Source organism: Photorhabdus aegyptia, from assembly GCF_000612035.1.
In the GTDB taxonomy this organism is placed as follows: domain Bacteria; phylum Pseudomonadota; class Gammaproteobacteria; order Enterobacterales; family Enterobacteriaceae; genus Photorhabdus; species Photorhabdus akhurstii.
Genome location: NZ_JFGV01000004.1, coordinates 103,022 through 123,596 on the forward strand (window position 1 = coordinate 103,022; position 20,575 = coordinate 123,596).

Below are 20,575 nucleotides of genomic sequence, written 5' to 3' on the forward strand. Positions count from 1 at the left end.
TAAGACAGCAGGCCATTTTCCCTTTTCTAATCATTTTAATGCTAGTTTTGAAATTCTTATTCTAAAAACGAATGACTTTTTCTCTTCCCTCAATCTCTATGACCAAACGTAGCAACCACCTAGTCTAATGCATATTATAATTTGTTTTTAAAAGATAAATACCCAAAATCATCCAGCATAAATCTTACTTTACGTGATCTAATTAACACAAATTTAATATTGTTATTAACAAAATGCTACGCCGCACTCAAAAATATAATTTCCAAATATTTAAAAATTGAAATAAATGTTTTATTTGATATATTTTAAAGTATCTCATAAGCAGATACCTAGGTATCAAGGAGCATCCATGTTCAACATTGCATTATTTGGCGCCGGACGAATTGGACAAGTACACGCGGTAAATATCTCTCATCATAAAGAAACTTCTCTTTACTCCGTTGTCGATCCACATCAGAAAAGTGCTGAACTTTTAGTACAGAAATATCAAACAAAAAGACAAACTATTGAACAGGCAATGTCCGACCCTAAAATAGATGGCGTTCTTATCGCCTCAGCAACAGATACACATGCAGACCTGATCGAACTCGCAGCAAAACATCATAAAAAAATCTTCTGTGAAAAACCGGTTCATCTTGATATTGAACGTGTTCGTCATTGCCTTGAAACCGTTAAACAGTATCAGGTTCCCTTATTTGTTGGCTTTAACCGTCGTTACGATCCGCAATTCCGCCGAGTAAAAACACTATTTGACGCCGGCGCAATAGGAAAAGCCGAATCTCTGCTGATTATTTCCCGTGATCCCTCTCCTCCTTCTGCTGAATATGTCAAAGTTTCTGGTGGTATGTTCCGGGATATGACAATACATGACTTCGATATGGCACGTTTTATTATCGGTGAGGAACCCTGTTCGATCTACGCTCAAGGCAGCAATCTAGTTGATCCAGCTATTGGGCAAGCAGGTGATATCGATACCGCCTTTATCGTTATGAAATTCCCATCAGGGGCAATGGCAACCATTACCAATAGCCGCCGTTCCGGGTATGGCTATGACCAACGGATTGAATTACATGGTGAAAAAGGGCTGCTTAGCGCAGGTAATATTAAAGAAAACAGCGTTGAACTCTGGGAAAACAGTGGTTGTTTAACAGCCAAGCCAGAGCATTTCTTCTTGCAACGTTACCGGGAAGCCTACATTGCTGAATGGGACCATTTTGTCGATGTCATGGCTGGTCGCGCCACGCCAGAATGTAGTGGCGCCGATGGCGAACAAGCACTTTATCTGTCTGATAAAGCATTCGAATCTCTGCAATTAGGGAAAGAAATCAAATTATAAAACAGCCCTACATCTCTAACTAAAACTAACTGACTTACATTTATTTTCATCATAAAAACGGGAAAGGCCGCTTTCCCGTCAGCATATTGCTGCCTGAAAACAGTCAATCAGGCTTGGAGGATAGTATGTTAGCTTTTCTCTCATTTATTGGTTTTACCCTATTAGTGGCTGGCTTCGCTTATTACAAAACCCATAATGCTCGTCTGACAGAATCTACTGAAGGCTATTTTCTTGGCGGACGATCTCTCACTGGTGTTTATATTGGTAGCTCTATGTTATTGATGAACCTGTCCACAGAGCATTTAATCGGTTTGAATGGATTAGCATTCCGAGCCGGATTTATCGTTATGGCTTGGGAAGTGATAGCCGCTGTAACAATCGTTCTATTTGCTATTTATTTTCTGCCTAAATATCTGAAACTCGGTATTTCAACCATCCCGGAATACCTTGAACGCCGATTTGATAAAAATACGCTGCTTATTACCTCCATTCTTTTCTTGGCTATGTATATCATTTCACTACTCCCTATTGTGCTGTATACCGGTGCAATTGCATTGGAAAGTCTATTCCAGGTTTCCAATGTATTCAGTATTGATAAAACTACGGCATTATGGATTATGGTTTGGGGCGTTGGTGGATTAGGTGCTGTCTATGCTATTTTTGGTGGTATTAAAGCCATTGCTGCCGCAGATACTATTAACGGCATTGGCTTAATCGTTGGCGGGTTAATGGTGACTATTTTTGCCCTACTCTATGTCGGCAATGGCAATGCCTGGCAAGGATTAATTGAAGTTTATCAATCTAATCCTGATAAATTTAACTCCATCGGCAGTGAAGATTCTCTAGTTCCTTTCTCCACGCTATTTACCGGCCTAATTGTTTCCAATATGTTTTTTTGGTGTACCAACCAATCCATTGTTCAAAAAGCCCTTGGTGCAAAAAATCTAGCGGAAGGACAAAAAGGCGTCATGTTGTGTGCTTTACTTAAACTCATTATGCCGTCTATTATTATTCTACCCGGCATTATTGCTTTCCATATTTTCAAAGGACAAATAGATAATCCAGATAACGCCTATCCAGAATTAGTCCATTTAATTCTGCCGGAAGTATTGGTTGGTTTCTTTGCCGCAGTAGTCGTTGGCGCCGTATTTTCCACATTTAGCGGAGGACTTAATTCATCTGTGACGCTGTTCATCGTCAACATTTACAAACAGCGAATCAACCAAAATGCCACCGAAACTCAAACAGTCGCCATGAGTAAATATCTGGGGATCGGGTTAGCGTTAATCACTATGATCGTCGCACCGTTAGTCGCTAATGCACCGGATGGTCTGTTCTATCTCATTCAACAATTACAGGGGATTTTTAATGCACCAATTCTCAGTGTGGTATTAGTCGGCCTGATGACTAAACGAGTACCGCCTATTGCCGCTAAACTTGGCCTATTATTCGGTATGTCTGCCTATATTATCTGTAATTTCATTTTAAAAATTAATCTGCACTTTTTTCACCTGGTTGGCATTTTATTTGTTCTTAATGTTATTTTCATGTTGGCTATTGGCTACTTTTTTCCAGCCAAACCATTTGAAGATGTTTATACCGAACAGGTAAATATTACGCCGTGGTCTATGGTGAAACCGGTTGCATGGTTAATTACACTGTGCTCAATTTCTATGTATGTATTTCTCGCACATAATGTTCCCAAGGCAATCATGATTATTTATTATTCGTTCGCTGCATTAATACTATCTTATGCGCTATACCAGATAGGTAAAACACTATTTAGGAAACTTGTAATAAATAGTACGCCGCAAAAATCGAATAAAGATAATTAGCTAACTTTATGACTCCAACATTATTATCAGCATAACCCACTACCAGGATTTCCCTGCATCCCATATTTGAAAGAGGAAATCCTGGGGGGATAGCGGTTCCTTTTGCTAAAAAATACATTCATATATACCAACCCATACATGAAACAAAAATTCTAATATTCTATTTTTCCTGTTCTTACTTCTGAATAGTACCTAATTCACTAGAAAATTAACCCTATATAACGCGATGTTAGCTAAAAAACCCTTATCAGATCACAACTTGAAATTAATATTTTCATTTACATTGAAAATGAAACAAATGTTTCTTATAACAGGTATACGACAACAACCGAGGTTAACTAGCAAACACTAAAGCAACAACAAACGACTTATCCGCTTTTATTCGGAGAAACAGCTATATGGAAGAGATTCGTATCGGCCTAATCGGTACTGGTTACATCGGACGGACGCATGCCATTGCTTATGCACAAGCGCCTACTGTTTTCCCTCTAGCAGGCAAACTAGTTTGTGAAATGGTAGCGGAAGTTTCTGCTGAACTCGCAGCAAAACGGTCTGAACAATTAGGTTTCCGGCGCTTTACTGATAATTGGCGCAAATTAGTATCAGATCCCGATATTCATGTTGTTGATATCTGCTCACCAAATTTCCTTCATAAAGAGATGGCTCTCGAAGCGATCAAACATGGCAAGCATGTTTATTGTGAAAAACCACTGGCACTAAACTCAACTGATGCAAAATTAATGGTCGAAGCCGCCAAAAAAGCCGGAGTGAAAACATTAGTTGGTTTTAACTATATGAAAAACCCTACCGCACAACTGGCTAAAGAGATCATTTCAAATGGTGAAATAGGTGAGGTCATTCACTTCTACGGCACGCATAACGAAGATTATATGGCCGATCCATTCACCCCTATCCATTGGCACTGTTTCAAAGATAAAGCTGGATTAGGCGCATTAGGCGATCTTGCTGCTCATATCATCAATATGGCGCAGTACCTGATTGGTGATATCCAAACTGTTTGCGCAGACATGACCACTGTCATCAAACAACGCCCGGAAAAAACCGGCTCTAGCATTATGGTTGCCGTAGAAAACGAAGATCAAGCACATGCTATGGTACGTTTCAGCGGCGGAGCAATGGGTATTATTGAAACCTCCCGTATTGCTTGCGGTCGCAAAATGGGTTTGAGCTACACCATTACAGGAACAAAAGGCGCTTTGAGCTTCACACAAGAAAGAATGGCCGAACTAAAACTTTACCGTCACGATGAACCGGCAAACCGCCAAGGCTTTAAAACTATTCTTATTGGACCGGAACATCCTGACTATGCACCATTCTGTCACGGAGCAGGTCACGGCATCGGCTTCAATGATCAAAAAGCAGTGGAAATCAGAGACTTGATCAATGGCATCGCCAGCAATAAAGAGATATGGCCGGATTTCACCGAAGGATGGAAAGTCTCACGTATTCTGGATGCCATTGCTCGTTCTTACCAAGAACAACGTTGGGTGAATGTCACTGAAATTAATTAATCCCTCTTATCAACGCTCCACTGTCGGAGCTCATCATAGCGACACTTGATGTTTGTACTTATAAGGAATTGTTCAATGGAGCAGCAAAAAAAATTTGATGTCATCTGCATGGGACGAATCGCCGTTGACCTTTACGGCCAACAAATCGGAGCACGTCTGGAAGACATGGGAAGTTTTGCAAAATATCTTGGCGGTTCTTCCGGTAATGTTGCCTATGGCGCCGCTCGCCAGGGGCTTAAATCCTCCATGCTCGCCAGAGTCGGTGATGAGCATATGGGACGTTTCCTTAGGGAAGAGTTACAAAGTGTTGGCTGTGATACCAGCCATCTAACTATTGATAAAGAACGCCTTACGGCACTAGTGCTGCTAGGAATCAAAGATAAAACAACGTTTCCTCTGATCTTCTATCGTGATAACTGCGCTGATATGGCAATTACCCGTGACGATTTCAGTGAAGAATACATTGCATCAGCCCGTTGTCTGGCAATCACCGGAACACATCTTTCTCATCCTAACACTCGCGATGCGGTGCTGACGGCCCTCAACTACGCCCGCCGCAACCGTGTGAAAACAGTCATGGATATTGATTATCGCCCGGTACTTTGGGGATTAACTTCTCTGGGAGATGGTGAAACACGTTATATCGCATCGGAACAGGTAACAGCTCAGTTACAGGAAGTATTATCACTATTTGACCTTATTGTCGGCACAGAAGAAGAGTTCCATATTGCCGGTGGTTCCACAGAGACTATCGAAGCACTACGCAACATTCGTAAACTCACGTCTGCTGCATTGGTTTGCAAACGGGGAGCACTGGGATGCTCTGTTTTTACCGCTGAAATCCCTAATGATTTGAATGATGGCATTACCATACAAGGCGTTCGTGTCGATGTGCTTAACGTACTCGGTGCAGGGGATGCTTTTATGTCCGGCCTGTTACGCGGCTATCTCAATAACGAAGGTTGGGAAAAAGCCTGTACCTACGCTAATGCTTGTGGCGCATTAGTCGTTTCTCGTCATGGGTGCGCACCGGCAATGCCAGATAAAGCAGAGCTTGATAACTACCTATCACGCGCCAATCAAATACTACGCCCTGATTTGGATGAAACACTTAATCACCTTCACCGTATCAGCACCCGTAAAAATCAATGGGACGAACTGTGCGTCATGGCATTTGATCATCGTATTCAATTTATCGAATTAGCCCGACAAGCGAATGCCAGTATCAAGCGTATTTCATCATTAAAACAACTTCTATTGCGCGCCAGCCGAGAAGTTGCCACAGAAGCGGGATTACAAGGAAAAATAGGCCTGTTATGTGACAGCACTTTTGGTCAGGATGTTTTAAACGAAATTACCGGTCAAGGTTGGTGGATAGGCCGCCCAATTGAGCTACCTGGCTCTCGCCCGCTTTGTCTGGAACATGGCAACATCGGTTCCCAACTTATTGACTGGCCGCTTGAACACATCGTCAAATGTCTGGTGTTTTTCCATCCAGAAGACGCTCACCCACTCCGTCTGGAACAAGAGAAAAAAGTTCGGGAAATTTATGCCGCATGTTGTAAATCTGGTCACGAACTTTTACTGGAAGTGATTCTACCTGCGGAAATGAAACACTCAGATGAGTTCTATATTCGCGCACTTAGACGCTTTTATAACCTTGGCGTTAAACCGGATTGGTGGAAACTCCCACCTCTCAGTTCTGAAAGTTGGGACAACATTAACTATCTCATCCAGCAACGAGACTCCTATTGCCGTGGCGTCGTTATTCTTGGCCTCGACGCTTCACAAGAAGAGCTGGAAATAGGTTTCAATGCCGCAGCCGACAAATCTATCGTCAAAGGTTTTGCAGTCGGAAGAACCCTATTTGGTCAACCATCCCTAAAATGGCTAAAAAACGAGATTGATGATAACCGTTTGATCCAGAAAATAAAAACCAACTATCACAACCTGATTAGCCTATGGCGTCAGCGCGGATAGCAACATAATAAAGTTATTTTATTCAACTAGGAGCACCATCATGGCTGTTCAACTTGGTATCAACCCTCTGACCTGGACTAATGATGACTTACCCACTCTCGGCGCGGACACACCACTGGAAACCTGCTTAACAGAAGGCCGCCAAGCAGGTTTTGCCGGTTTTGAATTGGGCAATAAATTCCCTCGTCAGGCCAACGTATTGGGTCCCATTCTTGCCGCCCACGATCTCATGCTGGTATCTGGTTGGTACTCTGGCAAATTACTCACCCGTTCAGTAACAGAAGAGATTAAGGCGGTACAACCTCACCTGACCCTGCTACGCGAACTGGGAGCTAATGTCATGGTCTTTGCGGAAGTGACAAACTGCATTCACGGCGATCAAAATAAACCAGTCCATCTTCGCCCTCAATTTCCAGCTAACCGCTGGCAAGAATATGGTGAAAAATTGACTGAATTTGCCCGTTACACCCAAAAACAAGGTGTTCAGATTGCTTATCACCACCATATGGGAACGGTTATTGAAACTGAGGAAGATATTAATCATCTGATGGAAAATACCGGTGATGAAGTTGGATTATTGCTGGATACCGGTCATTTGACCTTTGCTGGCGCTGATCCACTGACTGTCACAGAACGCTGGGCAAAACGCATTAATCATGTTCACTGTAAAGACATCCGTCCTGATGTACTCAACGATATAAAAAACCGTAAAACCAGTTTCCTTGATGCGGTGCTGAGTGGTGTATTCACGGTGCCGGGAGATGGTTGTGTTGATTATCCGGCAATTTTTCAAGTGTTGAAAAAACAAAATTATGAAGGCTGGCTGGTAGTTGAAGCAGAACAAGATCCTGCTATTGCTCACCCATTCACCTACGCAACGATGGGTTATAACAATTTACGCAAGTTTGCCAGAGATGCCGAATTGTTTTAATTAATCACAACCTGATTCATGCAAAAATAGTACTGAGGGTAGATAATATGTCCAAATTATTATCAAAATATCATGCACCGGATCAAAACAAACGAACTCAACATATCACGCCGGAATCAGCAAACTGGAAGTATGTCCATTTTGATGTTTATGAGTTAGCTTCGGGTGAAAAAACCACCTTACCCGCATCAGAAAATGAAACCTGTCTGGTTTTGGTGGCAGGCAAAGCCACAGTGACTACGCCACATCAACGGTTTGAACATATTGGCGATCGCATGCAGCCATTTGAACGCAAAAAACCTTATGCTGTTTACATCACTGCGGGGGAATCTGTTGAAATTATTGCCGATACCGCACTTGAACTCGCGGTATGCCAAGCGCCGGGTAAAGGAAGCTACCCGACTCGACTGATTACGCCACAGGATATTGATGCAGAACAACGTGGCAATGGCTACAACCGACGCTATGTTCACAACATCCTACCGGATAATAAACCTGCTAATAGCTTGTTGGTGGTTGAAGTCTTTACCGATGAAGGTTGTACCAGTTCCTACCCTAGCCATAAACACGATACCGACAATGTGCCACAGGAAACCTATTTGGAAGAAACCTATTACCATCGCCTGAACCCTTCTCAAGGGTTCTGCATGCAACGCGTCTATACCGATGACCGTTCACTGGATGAATCAATGGCTGTTTACAACAAAGATGTGGTAATGGTGCCCAAAGGCTACCACCCAGTGGCAACCATTGCCGGTTACGACAACTATTATCTCAACGTAATGGCAGGACCAACTCGCAAATGGCTATTTACCTGGGAAAAAGACCATCAATGGGTTAATAGTGAAGAATATGCACAAAAGCATATCAATTGATGCATATCGAACAGAAAATAGGTTGCTTTTTTAGCGCACTCAATCGAGTGCGCTGCTGCCTGTGCGGCAGTGAACGATCTACAAGTCTAAATCCTTTATAATCATATTTTCTAAGCTGCCTGTGCGGCAGTGAACACGAACGTAATGTTGAATTTTTCGTTTCCTGATTTCTAAGCTGCCTGTGCGGCAGTGAACTCTCCAGCGGCGGCGACTATCCAGCTCGCATCTTTCTACGCTGCCTGCGCTGCGCGGCAGTGAACATAGCTCAGTTGGTAGAGCACAACCTTGCCAAACGCTGCCTGCGCTGCGCGGCAGTGAACGCGCTCAGGTTGGAATTGCCATTTTAAAAGATACGCTGCCTGCGCTGCGCGGCAGTGAACTGTTAGATACTACCTTTAATTTACTGATTATTAAAGAACATAATGATAAAAAGCAGAAAAACCCTTTTTATTAGCAGCGGCTAATCCCTTAAATAAATCAATAAGTTATAATTAGCCGCTAAAAAAGGGTCAAAACCAAGGGATGGTAGCTGATGAACTTAATCCATACGAACTAAAAACTCCCAGAGTTGGTTTGTCTTGTATTGGCCCTTGTTTGATAAACAACAGAAAACTTTGTCCTGATGACAAGCTTTTAAGGTACAGAAACGGTAAATGAGTACGTTGTTCCTTGCTTATTGGAATACACTGCCGAGCTTGTTCCTCCGTTAACCATCCTTTTTTAATCGAACGACGGCGAATCCTATCAACATTGCTTTTTACCTGCACTCGGCTAACACGACGATATCGAGCATCCTTAGGTACCAGCTTGATATCAATCACCTCAGTATAATCCCTGAGTCCTTTTAACCAAGATAATGTTTGCAAGTCATTCAGCGCTTCGCTTGAACCGTGAATTCTCAGCGTATCCCCCAGTGTTTTTCTCGCACACGGAAAACTGACCCCAATACGTCCGTTACCTACTTGCCCCAAAGCCCGATGCAGTTTAGCAAATAACGCTTCCATAAGGTCTTGCTGGCTAAATTCAGGATCGGGAAGAACACGGATTTCAAAGTAATAATCCATCTGATCCCCTTATTCACCTTTTTCACCAAAAACACCGCCACGAATTAGCGTCGCCATAACATAGTGTTGTTGCTCTACTTCTGGAGTTTTTCCTTTAACAACCCAGTTATCTAACAAAGTATAAAAATCCATTTTTACTTTAGGCTGACGATAAGCCTTACCACGACTGGTGACAGAACCATAGGGTTCAACCGCTATTGGGCCAAGACCCAATTCCGTAGCATCTGGATACCACGTGTCAATCGTTCGGAGCGCATTACCCACTTTCTGCGAATGCAATGCAGCGATCTCATTGACCTGATACAACACTTTGCTTTTTTTACTGTTACTGTCGAGAACCAACTCTTGAGAAGGGAAAATTTCCTGCCCATGCCCCAAACGAACAAAAGCCTCAACATTGAATAATGTTGATCTATCGCCTGCCAATCCTTCTTCAATTTCGGCAGCAAGTTCAGCTAAATCACCTTCTACCTTACCAAATTCACGTAAGCTGAAATTTTCGCAATCAAACTCCCACCATTTGCCACTCTTACCACTTACGCGAACCTTAACTTCTTCTGCTCCAACTCGGTTACGCCACAAAAACCGTCCATTAGCCAAGTTTTCTGCATAACGTGCTGCAAGCGTTTTGAAACCATGTTCAGCGATATAACCGTTAATCACGTTTGCCAGTTCAGCTTGATAATCCTGATCATTACATACTGATGGTGTTGAAAGATTGCCTAAGACCCGTAATGTAAAACTGACTTTTAGGGTATCAGCATCAAAAGGCAATGCGGCAACATCGACACGTTGCAGGTTTGCATTTTGAATCTCTGCATCCAACTTAGCAGGATCACTCGTTAATGCATTTTTCAAGCGGTTAGAGATAGTCCCTCTAACCGCTTTTTCCTGAATAGTAATAGGCTTCCATTCACCGTCGATTTGTTTCCAGTTTCCAGCAAACATTAAAGCATCAGAGTTAGAAAGTTTACGTTCAAATGCCAATACAGAAGCTGTTTTAACGATCGATTTAGACATGAGAATATCCTCTTTTAAATTAATCAGTCGATTATTCTTACTTTCTTATTAGATTTAGATTGACGGGCAATAGACTGCTGATTACAGCATCGGTAAATACCCTCTTGGTAATGATGACACCAGAGTAGCTGGCGAATATCATAAATACGGTGCAGACTCCGCCACTCTCCTACCCCATAAATTGCTTCTACAAAACTAAATGGGGTATTGGGATCACGAGTTTTCTCCACTTTCCCGGCGGGATATAACGGCGATATAGCCTGATAACCTGTCATCAGAGGAACTAAATATCCAGAAGCAGGTTTGGGGATATATTCCCAATATGCAGGATCACCAATTTCAGGTTGCTTATCATCCTGAACAGGAATAGCCTGCATTTTAATGACAGAGAAATCAAGCCAAGCATCAATCAGTTCTGCCTGCGGATTATCTTGTTTTAGTTCCTTATAGTGGCTAGTTAACAATTCAGAACGATCCAGCAAAGCAAACCCCGGTAGCAGACCGCGCATTAACTTACGAAGCTCATGTTCTTGCTCAGGAAACGCTCTAACACTCACTCTAGAAATTTCCGTAATAATGCCACCTGCCAACCGATATATTGGACATATTTCAAGCAAATGTTGTTCCAATTCATGAGCACCTTTGCCACCATTAGCAATTTCACCAGAACATTCTATTAATAAGGAAACCGTCATATGCATTCGACCCTCTTCATTAAATGCAGCGGTTTTTGCTTCTTTGGTAAGTGGGTTGCGAGTTAATGCAAAAGCGGCCTCTCTAATTGGCTCAGATTGATAAACATGTAACTGGTGGTTATGACAAATAACGCCACAATTCTCCAATCTTAGACCATGACTTTGTTGTAATTTGCGTGAAAGCGCATGAGTAAACCCAAGAAAATGGGTTATTGCTGGAAAACCATAAGTTAGTCCCGCAATAGCATTAGCATTTTCCACCCGTAGGTGGTGTAAAATAATCAGATGACTCATAGCGGCACCTTTGGTAATTCATTTTCGAATTCACGTAGTCGCTTTCTGAACACAAAAGCCCACTCACGACGCTCAGGGTAAGCAACTTCTAATTCTTTATGCTTTAAACCTGCATTCAGCCAGTAACCAAAATCTTTAGCAACCTCCTTTTTCCAGTCCCCTCCCTCACGCTCATATTGGAATATTTCATCAAACTCACAACGGTAAGGATCCAGCCAAAGTTGCTGAGAGCGTTTTAATTCGCAGTCATCACTAGCGCTCCAGCCTTTAAATGCAACAAGACTTTGAACACTAATAACATAATCAAATAGAATATCTATAATTTCATCAACAAACTCCTGCCGCCGTCGTCGAATTTCTGCATTATTTTTACAATACCGTACATCCCTTAAATAACCTTTCATCTCCCAGACAGTATTACGTGCCAATGAATCGAATTCACCACGTAAGCGAAAAATAGATTTATGTTTTATTGGAGGTTTAGAAATCGTTTTCCAGTTAGGAATAGAGCAAGGTAAAAGCCAGACTCGCCCACCTCTCACGCTATTAAGATAAGAGATATTTTGTGGCTTAGTACCACCAAAATTCTGTACCGCAGTATTAGGATAAATCACTCTAGTTCCTGGGTGCCAACTTTCTTCTTTTCTGGCTTTATTAATTTCCTTGGATAATTCACCAAAGCGGGTCTCAATAATACGCTGATGCATAGCATCTGCCAAAGACGAAGAAAATAGTGGACTTAATAAATGATATTCGTCACATTCACTATTTACCGGGAAATAAAGCTGTTTTGCTAGTTTATGCGATGAGAGAGTTTCATCTGACAGAGCCTGCCTAAATCCACTCACCCAACGTTCAAGTTGCTGCTCATTTTCAGCCAGTTCAGCTAATGCCGAATAATCCCCCCGATTTAGACATGCTACCAATGAATCTTCTTGATATTCAGTTTGCAACAATTTTGCGACGTCCAAGGCAGCCGCATTTCCTACCGAGTCAACTACCGGTTTATACAATGTTGCAGTAGAAAGGTATTCAGCATTTCCAGTTATATTTAATGTTGTTGCAAAAACACTACTGCCTCTTGCATCACTATGAGTAAATTTCAGAGCATGTGTCACTAAACTAATTTGCTTTGCCCGGTTTGCTGCATCATCCAACCAATTTTTGACTTCATAGCGTTTTTTCAACTCCTTACGTTGCTCAGCAATATCCTGCTGAACAAGAGTTATATCTTCAGAAGAGGATAACTTTGCCAGTTTCTTTTCCGCCTCTTTATCAAAAACCTCCAGTTTTGACTGCTTACGACTTTCAATATAATCGATAATAAATCGACTCAATCTATTTTCATTCATAACCTCTTATTCACCTCATAAACATGGATTATCAGATTTGCCAAATAATTATCAATCAAACTAAAACTCTGATCAAATAGCGCAGCCCTTTTTTTAGATAGGGAATAAGCGACTATCGGAGTGTGCAAACTCAACATTAAACACTCCAAGTTTATTGACGTTAAGTGGATACCCCGACGTTACTGCATAGCGGCGAGCGTATCTAGAAGGCGGGGAAAATGTCCACTTCCAACTAATACAAACGTTACGCAATACACATCAAGCACACTCTCATTCCCTCGGGGTTTTACTGACTACCAATTATGATACTTATAGTAGTCCCTTTTTGACTTTCAACAATATCAGGTTTTTTGAAATCAAAGTCACCAATATTAGGTAAATAAACAGCTATTAAGATCAAAGCACCATTCAGTATATTTTTTACTCTACCCTTGTTTTTGCTACCTTTTTTCTTCATAACAGTTACTCTTAGAAGTTAGTATGTGCAAATACTAACTCTAAACTGTCGAACCCGCAACAAAAAACCCCTATTTAGTTTATATTATTCAGTTAATGCCTCATGTAGGATTACCTTATAATTTTATATAGAATTTGATCTTTTAAACATTTACCATACCGACACTACTGGACAAGTAGCTTAGAAATATTTAGTTTAACCCTAAACATAACTACCGCACAGGTAGTGGCGCGCTCAACCGGGCGCGCCAAGCACCTCTAAAAACGGGCGGTAACGCCATGCTTCTGCGTCATCTTTTTTCCTAAGACGAATCTCACCAAAACGTTGGCTTACGCTTTTTCATTACATATCATTGGTATCAGCCAAATTCTGGTAAACCATCTCAGTATCAAATTCAATCCAAACACTTAGTGTCTCGCTAAATTTAGCTCAAAAACATGATGGTTCATCACCACCGACCAATAAATAACCTAGCCCTGCATTCATCCCCTAACCAATGTATTTTAATTGATTCTGTTCATTCCCTTTACCAAGATTTTCCCTCTGTATATTCCACAACAAAATACCTAAAAATCACCCTATTTTCACTCTAATGTATCGCTGTAGTAATGAGAAATAGGGTATCAATCAAGTCATGGTATTAAACTTGTTTCTTCTGCCAACTCAAGATGAATATACCCATGAAACATCTCATCATCAATGACATATTCATTAGATAGTTTACCTCTTTAAACGTTCAATTTATTTTAAAAAAAATCTCCCTCCTTTAAGTACTTTTGAAGGGTAATCAGCGATTTTATATAGAATTTTCATAGCACTGCTCATTCTAAAACAGCTCAATACAAAATATAGGTGTTATCCATAGGCATTAAACTCAGACGAGCATAAAATTCTTCGACTTCTATACGTGATAACGGCAAATACATTTAGTGTTTTCCATCTCTAGTCTCAATTCAAAACAATCAGCCACATTAAATCACTTCTCGCTCGGCTAGATGGTTCAACGGTACCATACGTTTGTGCAACACGCCGAACACAACTAATTGCTGCTCATGTACTACGTAATAAATAACATGGCTGACATAGGGAAAACTAAAAATATCCAGTCCGATATCAGTCCTAGACTTGCCCAAAAAAGGAGTATCAGCGAGAAGACGAATGATTCTCCGTAGTTCCAACAGATATTTTTGTGATTGAGCCGCCCCCCATTGTTTCATGGTAAATCGGCGGATTTTGATCAAATCTCTTTGGGCATCCGGTGTTAAACGATAGAGAATCGGCATTAGTCGTACTTACCTGTCTCTAGTTCATCAAAAAACGATTCACCATCAACTAGATTACCTTCTTCAATATCAACTTTGGCTTGAGTTGCTCTGGATTTCAAAAACTGAATCTTAAGTGCTTCGATGTTTTCATATTCATCCATTGATGGAATAACAATAATGTCTCTAAACACCCCTAAAAACGGGTGGTAACACCATGCTTCTCCGTCATCTTTCTTCCTAAGACAAATCTCACCAAAATGCTGGCTTACGTCTTTTAACTCCATTTCATGAATATCAGCCAAATTCTGATAAATCGTCTCAGTATCAAGTCCAATCCAAGCACTCACACCAAGTGCGAACTCTAATTCTGGCACATAGTCAAACGCTCCGCTTTCTTTTATCCCTGCCTGGCCGCTGTCCAGAGCCATAAACTTCGCTTCTTCACCCTCTTCTTCAAGCCACAAATAATGTAGTTCGTCAGGTTCTGATTGACGAAACGGTTTATGACGTTGGAGTTCCGCACACCATGAGGCTTGTTTACGCCACCAAAGTGCTGAGCAATAACCATGTTCATTATCAGAATCACCTTGAAGTTCATCCCACAAACGTTGATGCTCAAGATCAACTAAGTTCTGAAAAGGTGAACGTTCCCCTGCGTCATCTCGTTCCCTAATCCTAGGTAATGCACTAATTAGTTCATATTGATCAGGATCCAGTAATTCATGTAAATCATGACTGGCAAGGAGGTAATCTTTCGACTCAAATCCTGGCCGACAATAAACTGGATGTTCTAAATCAGTCGCTTTAAGTGCTTTATAATTTTTCATCAGAATATGCAGATTAGGTATCTTTGGCTCTTTTTGCCGATGGCGTTGGATACGCCCAGCAAGTTGTATCAATGAACGCATTGAACTGGGTTCAGCAATGGACCAGTCGTAATCATGATCCCGACCAACTTCAGCTACAGATGTAGCAAGTGAGACAAAAATATGATGCTTCTCTGGCATCTCCTCTAATGCTTTGCGAATTTCCGCCACCTGCCACAACTCTTCTTCATCGTATCGTGTTAATGTGGAATCCAACCGATGTTCAAGATGAGAACGTATCGCCAAAGGATGCTGGCTGTGATAGACACAATAATGGATGCGTACATTTTTAGGAGATGGTATCCGTAATAACCGCTGTGCAACAGCAACCAGTGGATCAATATTTGCCATACGGATTAAACCAATAGAGACGGTTTTACCCGACGAATGAGTTTGATGATGCTCCTCACGCAATTTCAATATAGAGTGATGCATCACTTCAGCGATAGTATTAATAACATTATCAACTTTACGACTTTCAGAAAAAATCGGTACAAGTTCAGCTTTACGCAATGGCACCATTTTTTTAAGCCTGCCAATACGCTTATTAACGAAAATATTATGCTGTTCCTGAAACTGATATGCATCGACCACATCCTGTTGAGTTGTTTCATATTCATCAAACCAAGCACAACAGATATTCACCGGGGCACCTGGTTGACTACATGCCAACTGGTAATCTTGACGTCCAGCCCGATAAGCATTGAACAATGCCTGAATCAATGCAGGAGGTAATGTGGCCGATGAAAGCAATACCCGTGAACCTAATAATCCTGCCCAGTTCACTAACCTACATAAAGCAGGCAAGTCGTTAATATCAAAATCATCCGGCTCATCCAACACCAAATCAGAAGTAAGCAATCTCAACATAGGTGCAATTTGCTTCCCACCACGAATACCCTCAGTAGCGGGAATTAAATGGTCGATGGTTGCCACCAACACAGGGGCGCTAAGCAGCTTATTAAGTTTATTATCTTTACGTAACCAATGACTCAGACGCCCATCATCTAAGCTACCGTCATAACTAACATACTGGTGTTCAGCAAATAACTCTTCCGCGGATATACTACCCACATCAGGCTCAAGCGCCCTTTGGCGGAGTTGATGTAATTCTTTCACTGCCTGAGAACCAATAAGCACCGCCAGATCGTCCTCTTCCAAATGCAATCTTTTACGTAATGCATCACCGGTTTGTAACGTTAACGTTCTTAACCCCAAAGCGATAGAGAAACGGCATCCTTGTTTTTCATCAGCTAATCCATACATGATGCGTGCATTAGCAAAAGTTTTACCACAACCAGTAGAAGCCATATTAATGCCAAAAAAACCTTGTTCTACTGAACGCTCACGCAAAGCACACGCCGCATCAAATGCCTGATCTTGCCAGCGATATTTTTCATCTTTACTACGTTGTTTAAATCCTTTGTGACGAGTAATTGCAGGTAGCGTTTTGCGGATATGTGGCAAGCTTCTCCCTAATAATAAAGCATTCTGCCCAACACCAATATTATGTTCATCTAATCGCTGCTTGCACTTACCGGTGGTTCTATCAGTATTGGCAAACACATCATAGTTAACATCCTGCCAACCCAAAGTTGCAGGCAACGATGAATAATGATGATCGGCCAGCATTAAAACCAGTCGAGACATATGGCTGGTGAAACGCTGGTTCAGATTGCCATATTGCGATAATGACGTTGATTGCAGCGCTCTTCGCGCAAATTTTTGGGCTTTCTGACGCCAAGTCTGACTGCGGATAGGTGTACCATTTGGGAATGTCCAGACATCACGTTTATCCTGATTACTCCAGTCCTTATTATCCATGTTGACTGAGTTCCATGACGGTTCCAAGTGGTTAATCAGCCAACTATCAATATCTTTTAATTGTGGTCTACGTACATACCGATCGTCATAACTAGGATAAACAGGAAGACGATGATGAGAGAGGATTAGCCAAGCGACAGTTGTTGCCAATGGAGGTAAGTTAGCAAAAGGCTTTACATAGGGATTAATACCATCTTTAACCAAGCGGGAAAGTACTTTATCTTCATCACCAGGCTCAATTTGACTCAACGAAGTCAGCCATTCCTTATCATTCTGCTCATCAACAAATGCCCGAAACAGCCGCAAAGATACCCATTCATGTCGGTACGGTTGGAACCGCCCATCTCCTCGTAAGCCTTGCTGGAACAACGCATTAGCTTTACCAAAATCATGAAATAGTCCGGCAATTGCTGCCAATAAGCTGATAGCTTCAACACTGTGCCAATGATTCTCATCCTGGATTTTTAGTACATCACGCTTCGTATTCATAGGTACAACTCCCCGCGGGTTAAAGCGCCGCAAATTCCCGACAATCCATAACAACTCAGTTTAACCACCACTTTTTATCCAATAGAAAGCAACCGCCGTATTACAGCGCACTGTTTTACACAACAATTCACGTAAGGTGTTTAAACCTTCTGGTGTCATAGCCGTTTGCCAAGTTCTATCACCTTTACGTTCAGCAAATTGATCCAAAATTCGGCGGGTTTCTGTTAGCGCGCGTTTGTTGCATTGAGAGACTAAAAGAATATTCATCGTGCCACCTGACTCAGTTGTTGAGCAGTTGTTTGCAAGGCATCAATTTCTCCAGCCATTGCCGCAATAAATGCTTGTTTTCTAAGCTGCCTGTACGGCAGTACACATGAACAGGAATTTCGCCAACGCTGCATTAGTTTACTAAGCTGCCTGTACGGCAGTGCACTGTTACATATTAACTTTAACCTACTGATTTTTAAATAGCATAACTATTAAGAAGTAAAAAACCCTTTTTATAAGCGATAATTAATTTATCCATAAAATCAATTAATTACAACTCACTTTAAAAAAAGGGTAAAATAAGGTAGCAACAAAAATACCATCACATACTTAAATCTTCTGCCCTAAAATCTATGCAGCAAGTGAGAATTGTTGTCTGTAAAATGTTCAATGATAATGAAACCACCCCACTGAACTCGGTCATCAGCAAAAATCAGTACCTCTTAATCTCGCAGCCTTTTTCAAAGTTGACATCATTCAACACGCCTACAATTGCACTAATTCCACCAGGCGCTTAAATATTGAAAAGTTCAGTGTTACCCAATTTACCAAGTCTCCAATTCATATTTTCAGCAACATAATTAGCTTAATTAAAGATATAATCTAGATCACTGTTATTACGAGATAGAATATAAACACTACAGGTAAAAAATGATTATTTACCGCCACCATTTCAATCAAATTCCTCTACTCATGAGTTATTTTATTTCCATTCATTTATCTTATTAACTAATAAGGTTATAATGACTCATCTCTAGAATACACCACCGTTATATCAATCACTCATATATATCCGTCATCTTTCAAGTTGCCTCTTTGTTGGCTGCACTCGGTCACCCCAGTCACATAGTTATCTATGCTCCCGGGGATTCACTCCCTTGCCGTCGCGATGCATCTTGAAATCCATAGGGTATAAACCATTTCAGTAGCCATTCCCATCATTAAATAAAGATATTAGGTTATTTTCTCATATATCTAATATTCCATTCCATCTGAACAATGGTAGATTATCTTTATAATTAAGGAAATGCCCTAAAAATATCAGAGCATTTTTTAAGTTAAACGCATTGCTTACTATTAGCGCCGTAGTATGGTGTAAGAAAATATCATGTTACGAAGATAATCGTTGTCAACTTTATTATCAATGATTTCACCGGTCTCAAGAATCAATCGATGAGTTGGTTCTTTTGAGCAAAGAATCATGAGCCGCATTTTATCTTTTATAAGCCAGCTATCATTGCTCGCAGGACTAAGCCAGTAAGATTTAAGTAAGATATTCCCCTGACTATCACAAGGTATTTCATTAAATTTCACCGTCCAGTTAGCATCAATTTCCGTTTTTTTATTGATAGGCCCGTTCTCACCTTGAATATCAACAGAACCATAAAATAGGAATTCACCATCAATAAGGTGAACTTTACCGTCACGCCCCGAATATCCTAACCCAATATTTTTAGGGATATTTACCAATGTTTGATATTGAACACCTTTAACTGAATACATCATGTTTCAATCCCCTTTGGTATAGTTACTGTATGAAAATAGAATTCAACTACTCCTGATTTAACTAACAAATGCAATATTATGACTCTATGAATAAATAATTTCACATTCCTTTAAATCATTCATTAACTTTTCCATTCCATACTTTTTATAGCCAATTATTTAACCCGATTATAAATAAATTTACCCATCAAAAAGAAACTTTATTAAATCCTAATATTTTAAAAAGACAACTTTAAATCACTCATACTATTGCAAATAAAAACCATTTAAACAAATTGATTTTTTATATAAACCAAATTAATTCTTTGCCTTAAAAAACCTATAAACCATTATTTTTAATTCTAAAAAATCACATGCATTTCAATTAAAATCAATTATAAAAAATCATTTGGAATTTATCTAATATAAAGATTAATAAAATAAACTGTTATCAAGCATCAATTTGTAGTCATTATCATCAGAAAATCAAGACAAATTCACATCCATGTGATTTTATATTGTTTCATTGAGCCATTTAAAATATCAGAGTTTATTAAAAAACAATTTATTTCCAAGGGATTTTTATTAACTATTTTGAGATTTCGATGCATATAACCAATAAGTATATTTCTCATGAAATTCTTTCCTGAGTTGTTTAGGTAGTCTCTTAGCCAACTTTTCTATTTCTATGCGGTAATAGCTTTCAATCTCATTAACCATTTTTTCTGGATTGGATTTAATTAATCGTTCCGTTAATTCTTTAATCTGATCTTCAACCAGCTCGTTACCGTCTCTCCCCCACCGATAAAATGAAAAAGGAGCAAGTTCTGATGGAGTGAAACTTTTAAGTTTTTCTAGCTCCATTTTCTCTTTTTTTAGTTCCATTTGTTCTTTAATCTCAGACCCGCAATGCTTATACCGAATGAACTTCAAGATGCTTGAGCCGCCAGACATAAAAACATTTAAATTCAACAACATAATCGTTTTTCAAACATGCAATTTGAAGTA

At 40.5% G+C, this 20,575-nt stretch carries 15 protein-coding genes and 1 pseudogene; 6 read left to right on the forward strand and 10 right to left on the reverse strand.

Annotation, left to right across the window (positions count from 1 at the left end):
* The first annotated feature begins 349 nt into the window (after window positions 1–349).
* The 6 genes from iolG to iolB all read left to right on the forward strand — a co-directional run bounded on the left by iolG (window position 350) and on the right by iolB (window position 8,489).
* Window positions 350–1,336, forward strand: a complete 987-nt coding sequence (gene iolG, locus BA1DRAFT_RS02405; RefSeq protein ID WP_036775815.1) for an inositol 2-dehydrogenase — start codon at window positions 350–352, stop codon at window positions 1,334–1,336.
* Between the two features lie 125 nt (window positions 1,337–1,461).
* Entirely contained in the window at window positions 1,462–3,171 is a 1,710-nt protein-coding gene (locus tag BA1DRAFT_RS02410; protein ID WP_036775816.1) for a solute:sodium symporter family transporter, read from the forward strand.
* Window positions 3,172–3,569: 398 nt separating this feature from the next.
* On the forward strand, window positions 3,570–4,703 hold the full coding sequence (locus tag BA1DRAFT_RS02415) for a Gfo/Idh/MocA family protein (protein ID WP_036775818.1): 1,134 nt from the start codon (window positions 3,570–3,572) through the stop codon (window positions 4,701–4,703).
* 75 nt (window positions 4,704–4,778) lie between these two features.
* Window positions 4,779–6,683 (forward strand): bifunctional 5-dehydro-2-deoxygluconokinase/5-dehydro-2-deoxyphosphogluconate aldolase, encoded by a 1,905-nt coding sequence (locus BA1DRAFT_RS02420; protein ID WP_036775819.1) that lies wholly within the window; start codon window positions 4,779–4,781, stop codon window positions 6,681–6,683.
* Window positions 6,684–6,723: 40 nt separating this feature from the next.
* Window positions 6,724–7,614 carry a myo-inosose-2 dehydratase gene (gene iolE, locus BA1DRAFT_RS02425; protein ID WP_036775821.1) on the forward strand — a complete coding sequence of 297 codons (891 nt, stop codon included), beginning with the start codon at window positions 6,724–6,726 and terminating at the stop codon, window positions 7,612–7,614.
* 47 nt (window positions 7,615–7,661) lie between these two features.
* Window positions 7,662–8,489, forward strand: a complete 828-nt coding sequence (gene iolB / locus BA1DRAFT_RS02430) for a 5-deoxy-glucuronate isomerase (RefSeq protein WP_036775823.1) — start codon at window positions 7,662–7,664, stop codon at window positions 8,487–8,489.
* A gap of 509 nt (window positions 8,490–8,998) precedes the next feature.
* Here the strand turns inward: iolB and cas6f are convergent.
* The 10 genes and pseudogenes from cas6f to BA1DRAFT_RS02470 form a co-directional block, all read right to left on the reverse strand.
* A complete protein-coding gene (gene cas6f, locus BA1DRAFT_RS02435) occupies window positions 8,999–9,553 on the reverse strand; it encodes a type I-F CRISPR-associated endoribonuclease Cas6/Csy4 (protein ID WP_036775824.1) in 555 nt (184 codons plus the stop codon).
* A gap of 9 nt (window positions 9,554–9,562) precedes the next feature.
* Entirely contained in the window at window positions 9,563–10,573 is a 1,011-nt protein-coding gene (gene csy3 / locus BA1DRAFT_RS02440) for a type I-F CRISPR-associated protein Csy3 (RefSeq protein WP_036775825.1), read from the reverse strand.
* 23 nt (window positions 10,574–10,596) lie between these two features.
* Window positions 10,597–11,562: a type I-F CRISPR-associated protein Csy2 gene (gene csy2, locus BA1DRAFT_RS02445; protein WP_036775827.1), complete on the reverse strand. Its 966-nt coding sequence runs from the start codon at window positions 11,560–11,562 to the stop codon at window positions 10,597–10,599.
* Complete coding sequence (gene csy1, locus BA1DRAFT_RS02450) at window positions 11,559–12,914, reverse strand: type I-F CRISPR-associated protein Csy1 (protein WP_036775829.1); 1,356 nt, start codon at window positions 12,912–12,914, stop codon at window positions 11,559–11,561. The genes csy2 and csy1 overlap by 4 nt, the downstream gene beginning before the upstream one ends.
* A 286-nt stretch (window positions 12,915–13,200) precedes the next feature.
* A complete protein-coding gene (locus BA1DRAFT_RS23405; protein ID WP_160169977.1) occupies window positions 13,201–13,371 on the reverse strand; it encodes a hypothetical protein in 171 nt (56 codons plus the stop codon).
* A gap of 971 nt (window positions 13,372–14,342) precedes the next feature.
* On the reverse strand, window positions 14,343–14,654 hold the full coding sequence (locus tag BA1DRAFT_RS02455; RefSeq protein WP_036775830.1) for a type II toxin-antitoxin system RelE/ParE family toxin: 312 nt from the start codon (window positions 14,652–14,654) through the stop codon (window positions 14,343–14,345).
* 167 nt (window positions 14,655–14,821) lie between these two features.
* Window positions 14,822–18,082: pseudogene (cas3f, locus tag BA1DRAFT_RS02460) on the reverse strand (type I-F CRISPR-associated helicase Cas3f); the annotation flags it as partial.
* Window positions 18,079–18,216, reverse strand: a complete 138-nt coding sequence (locus BA1DRAFT_RS23410; RefSeq protein WP_160169978.1) for a hypothetical protein — start codon at window positions 18,214–18,216, stop codon at window positions 18,079–18,081. The pseudogene cas3f and the gene BA1DRAFT_RS23410, both read right to left, overlap by 4 nt.
* 943 nt (window positions 18,217–19,159) lie before the next feature.
* Entirely contained in the window at window positions 19,160–19,588 is a 429-nt protein-coding gene (locus BA1DRAFT_RS02465; protein WP_036775832.1) for a hypothetical protein, read from the reverse strand.
* Between the two features lie 564 nt (window positions 19,589–20,152).
* Window positions 20,153–20,452 (reverse strand): hypothetical protein, encoded by a 300-nt coding sequence (locus tag BA1DRAFT_RS02470; protein WP_235200945.1) that lies wholly within the window; start codon window positions 20,450–20,452, stop codon window positions 20,153–20,155.
* Between the last annotated feature and the right edge of the window lie 123 nt (window positions 20,453–20,575).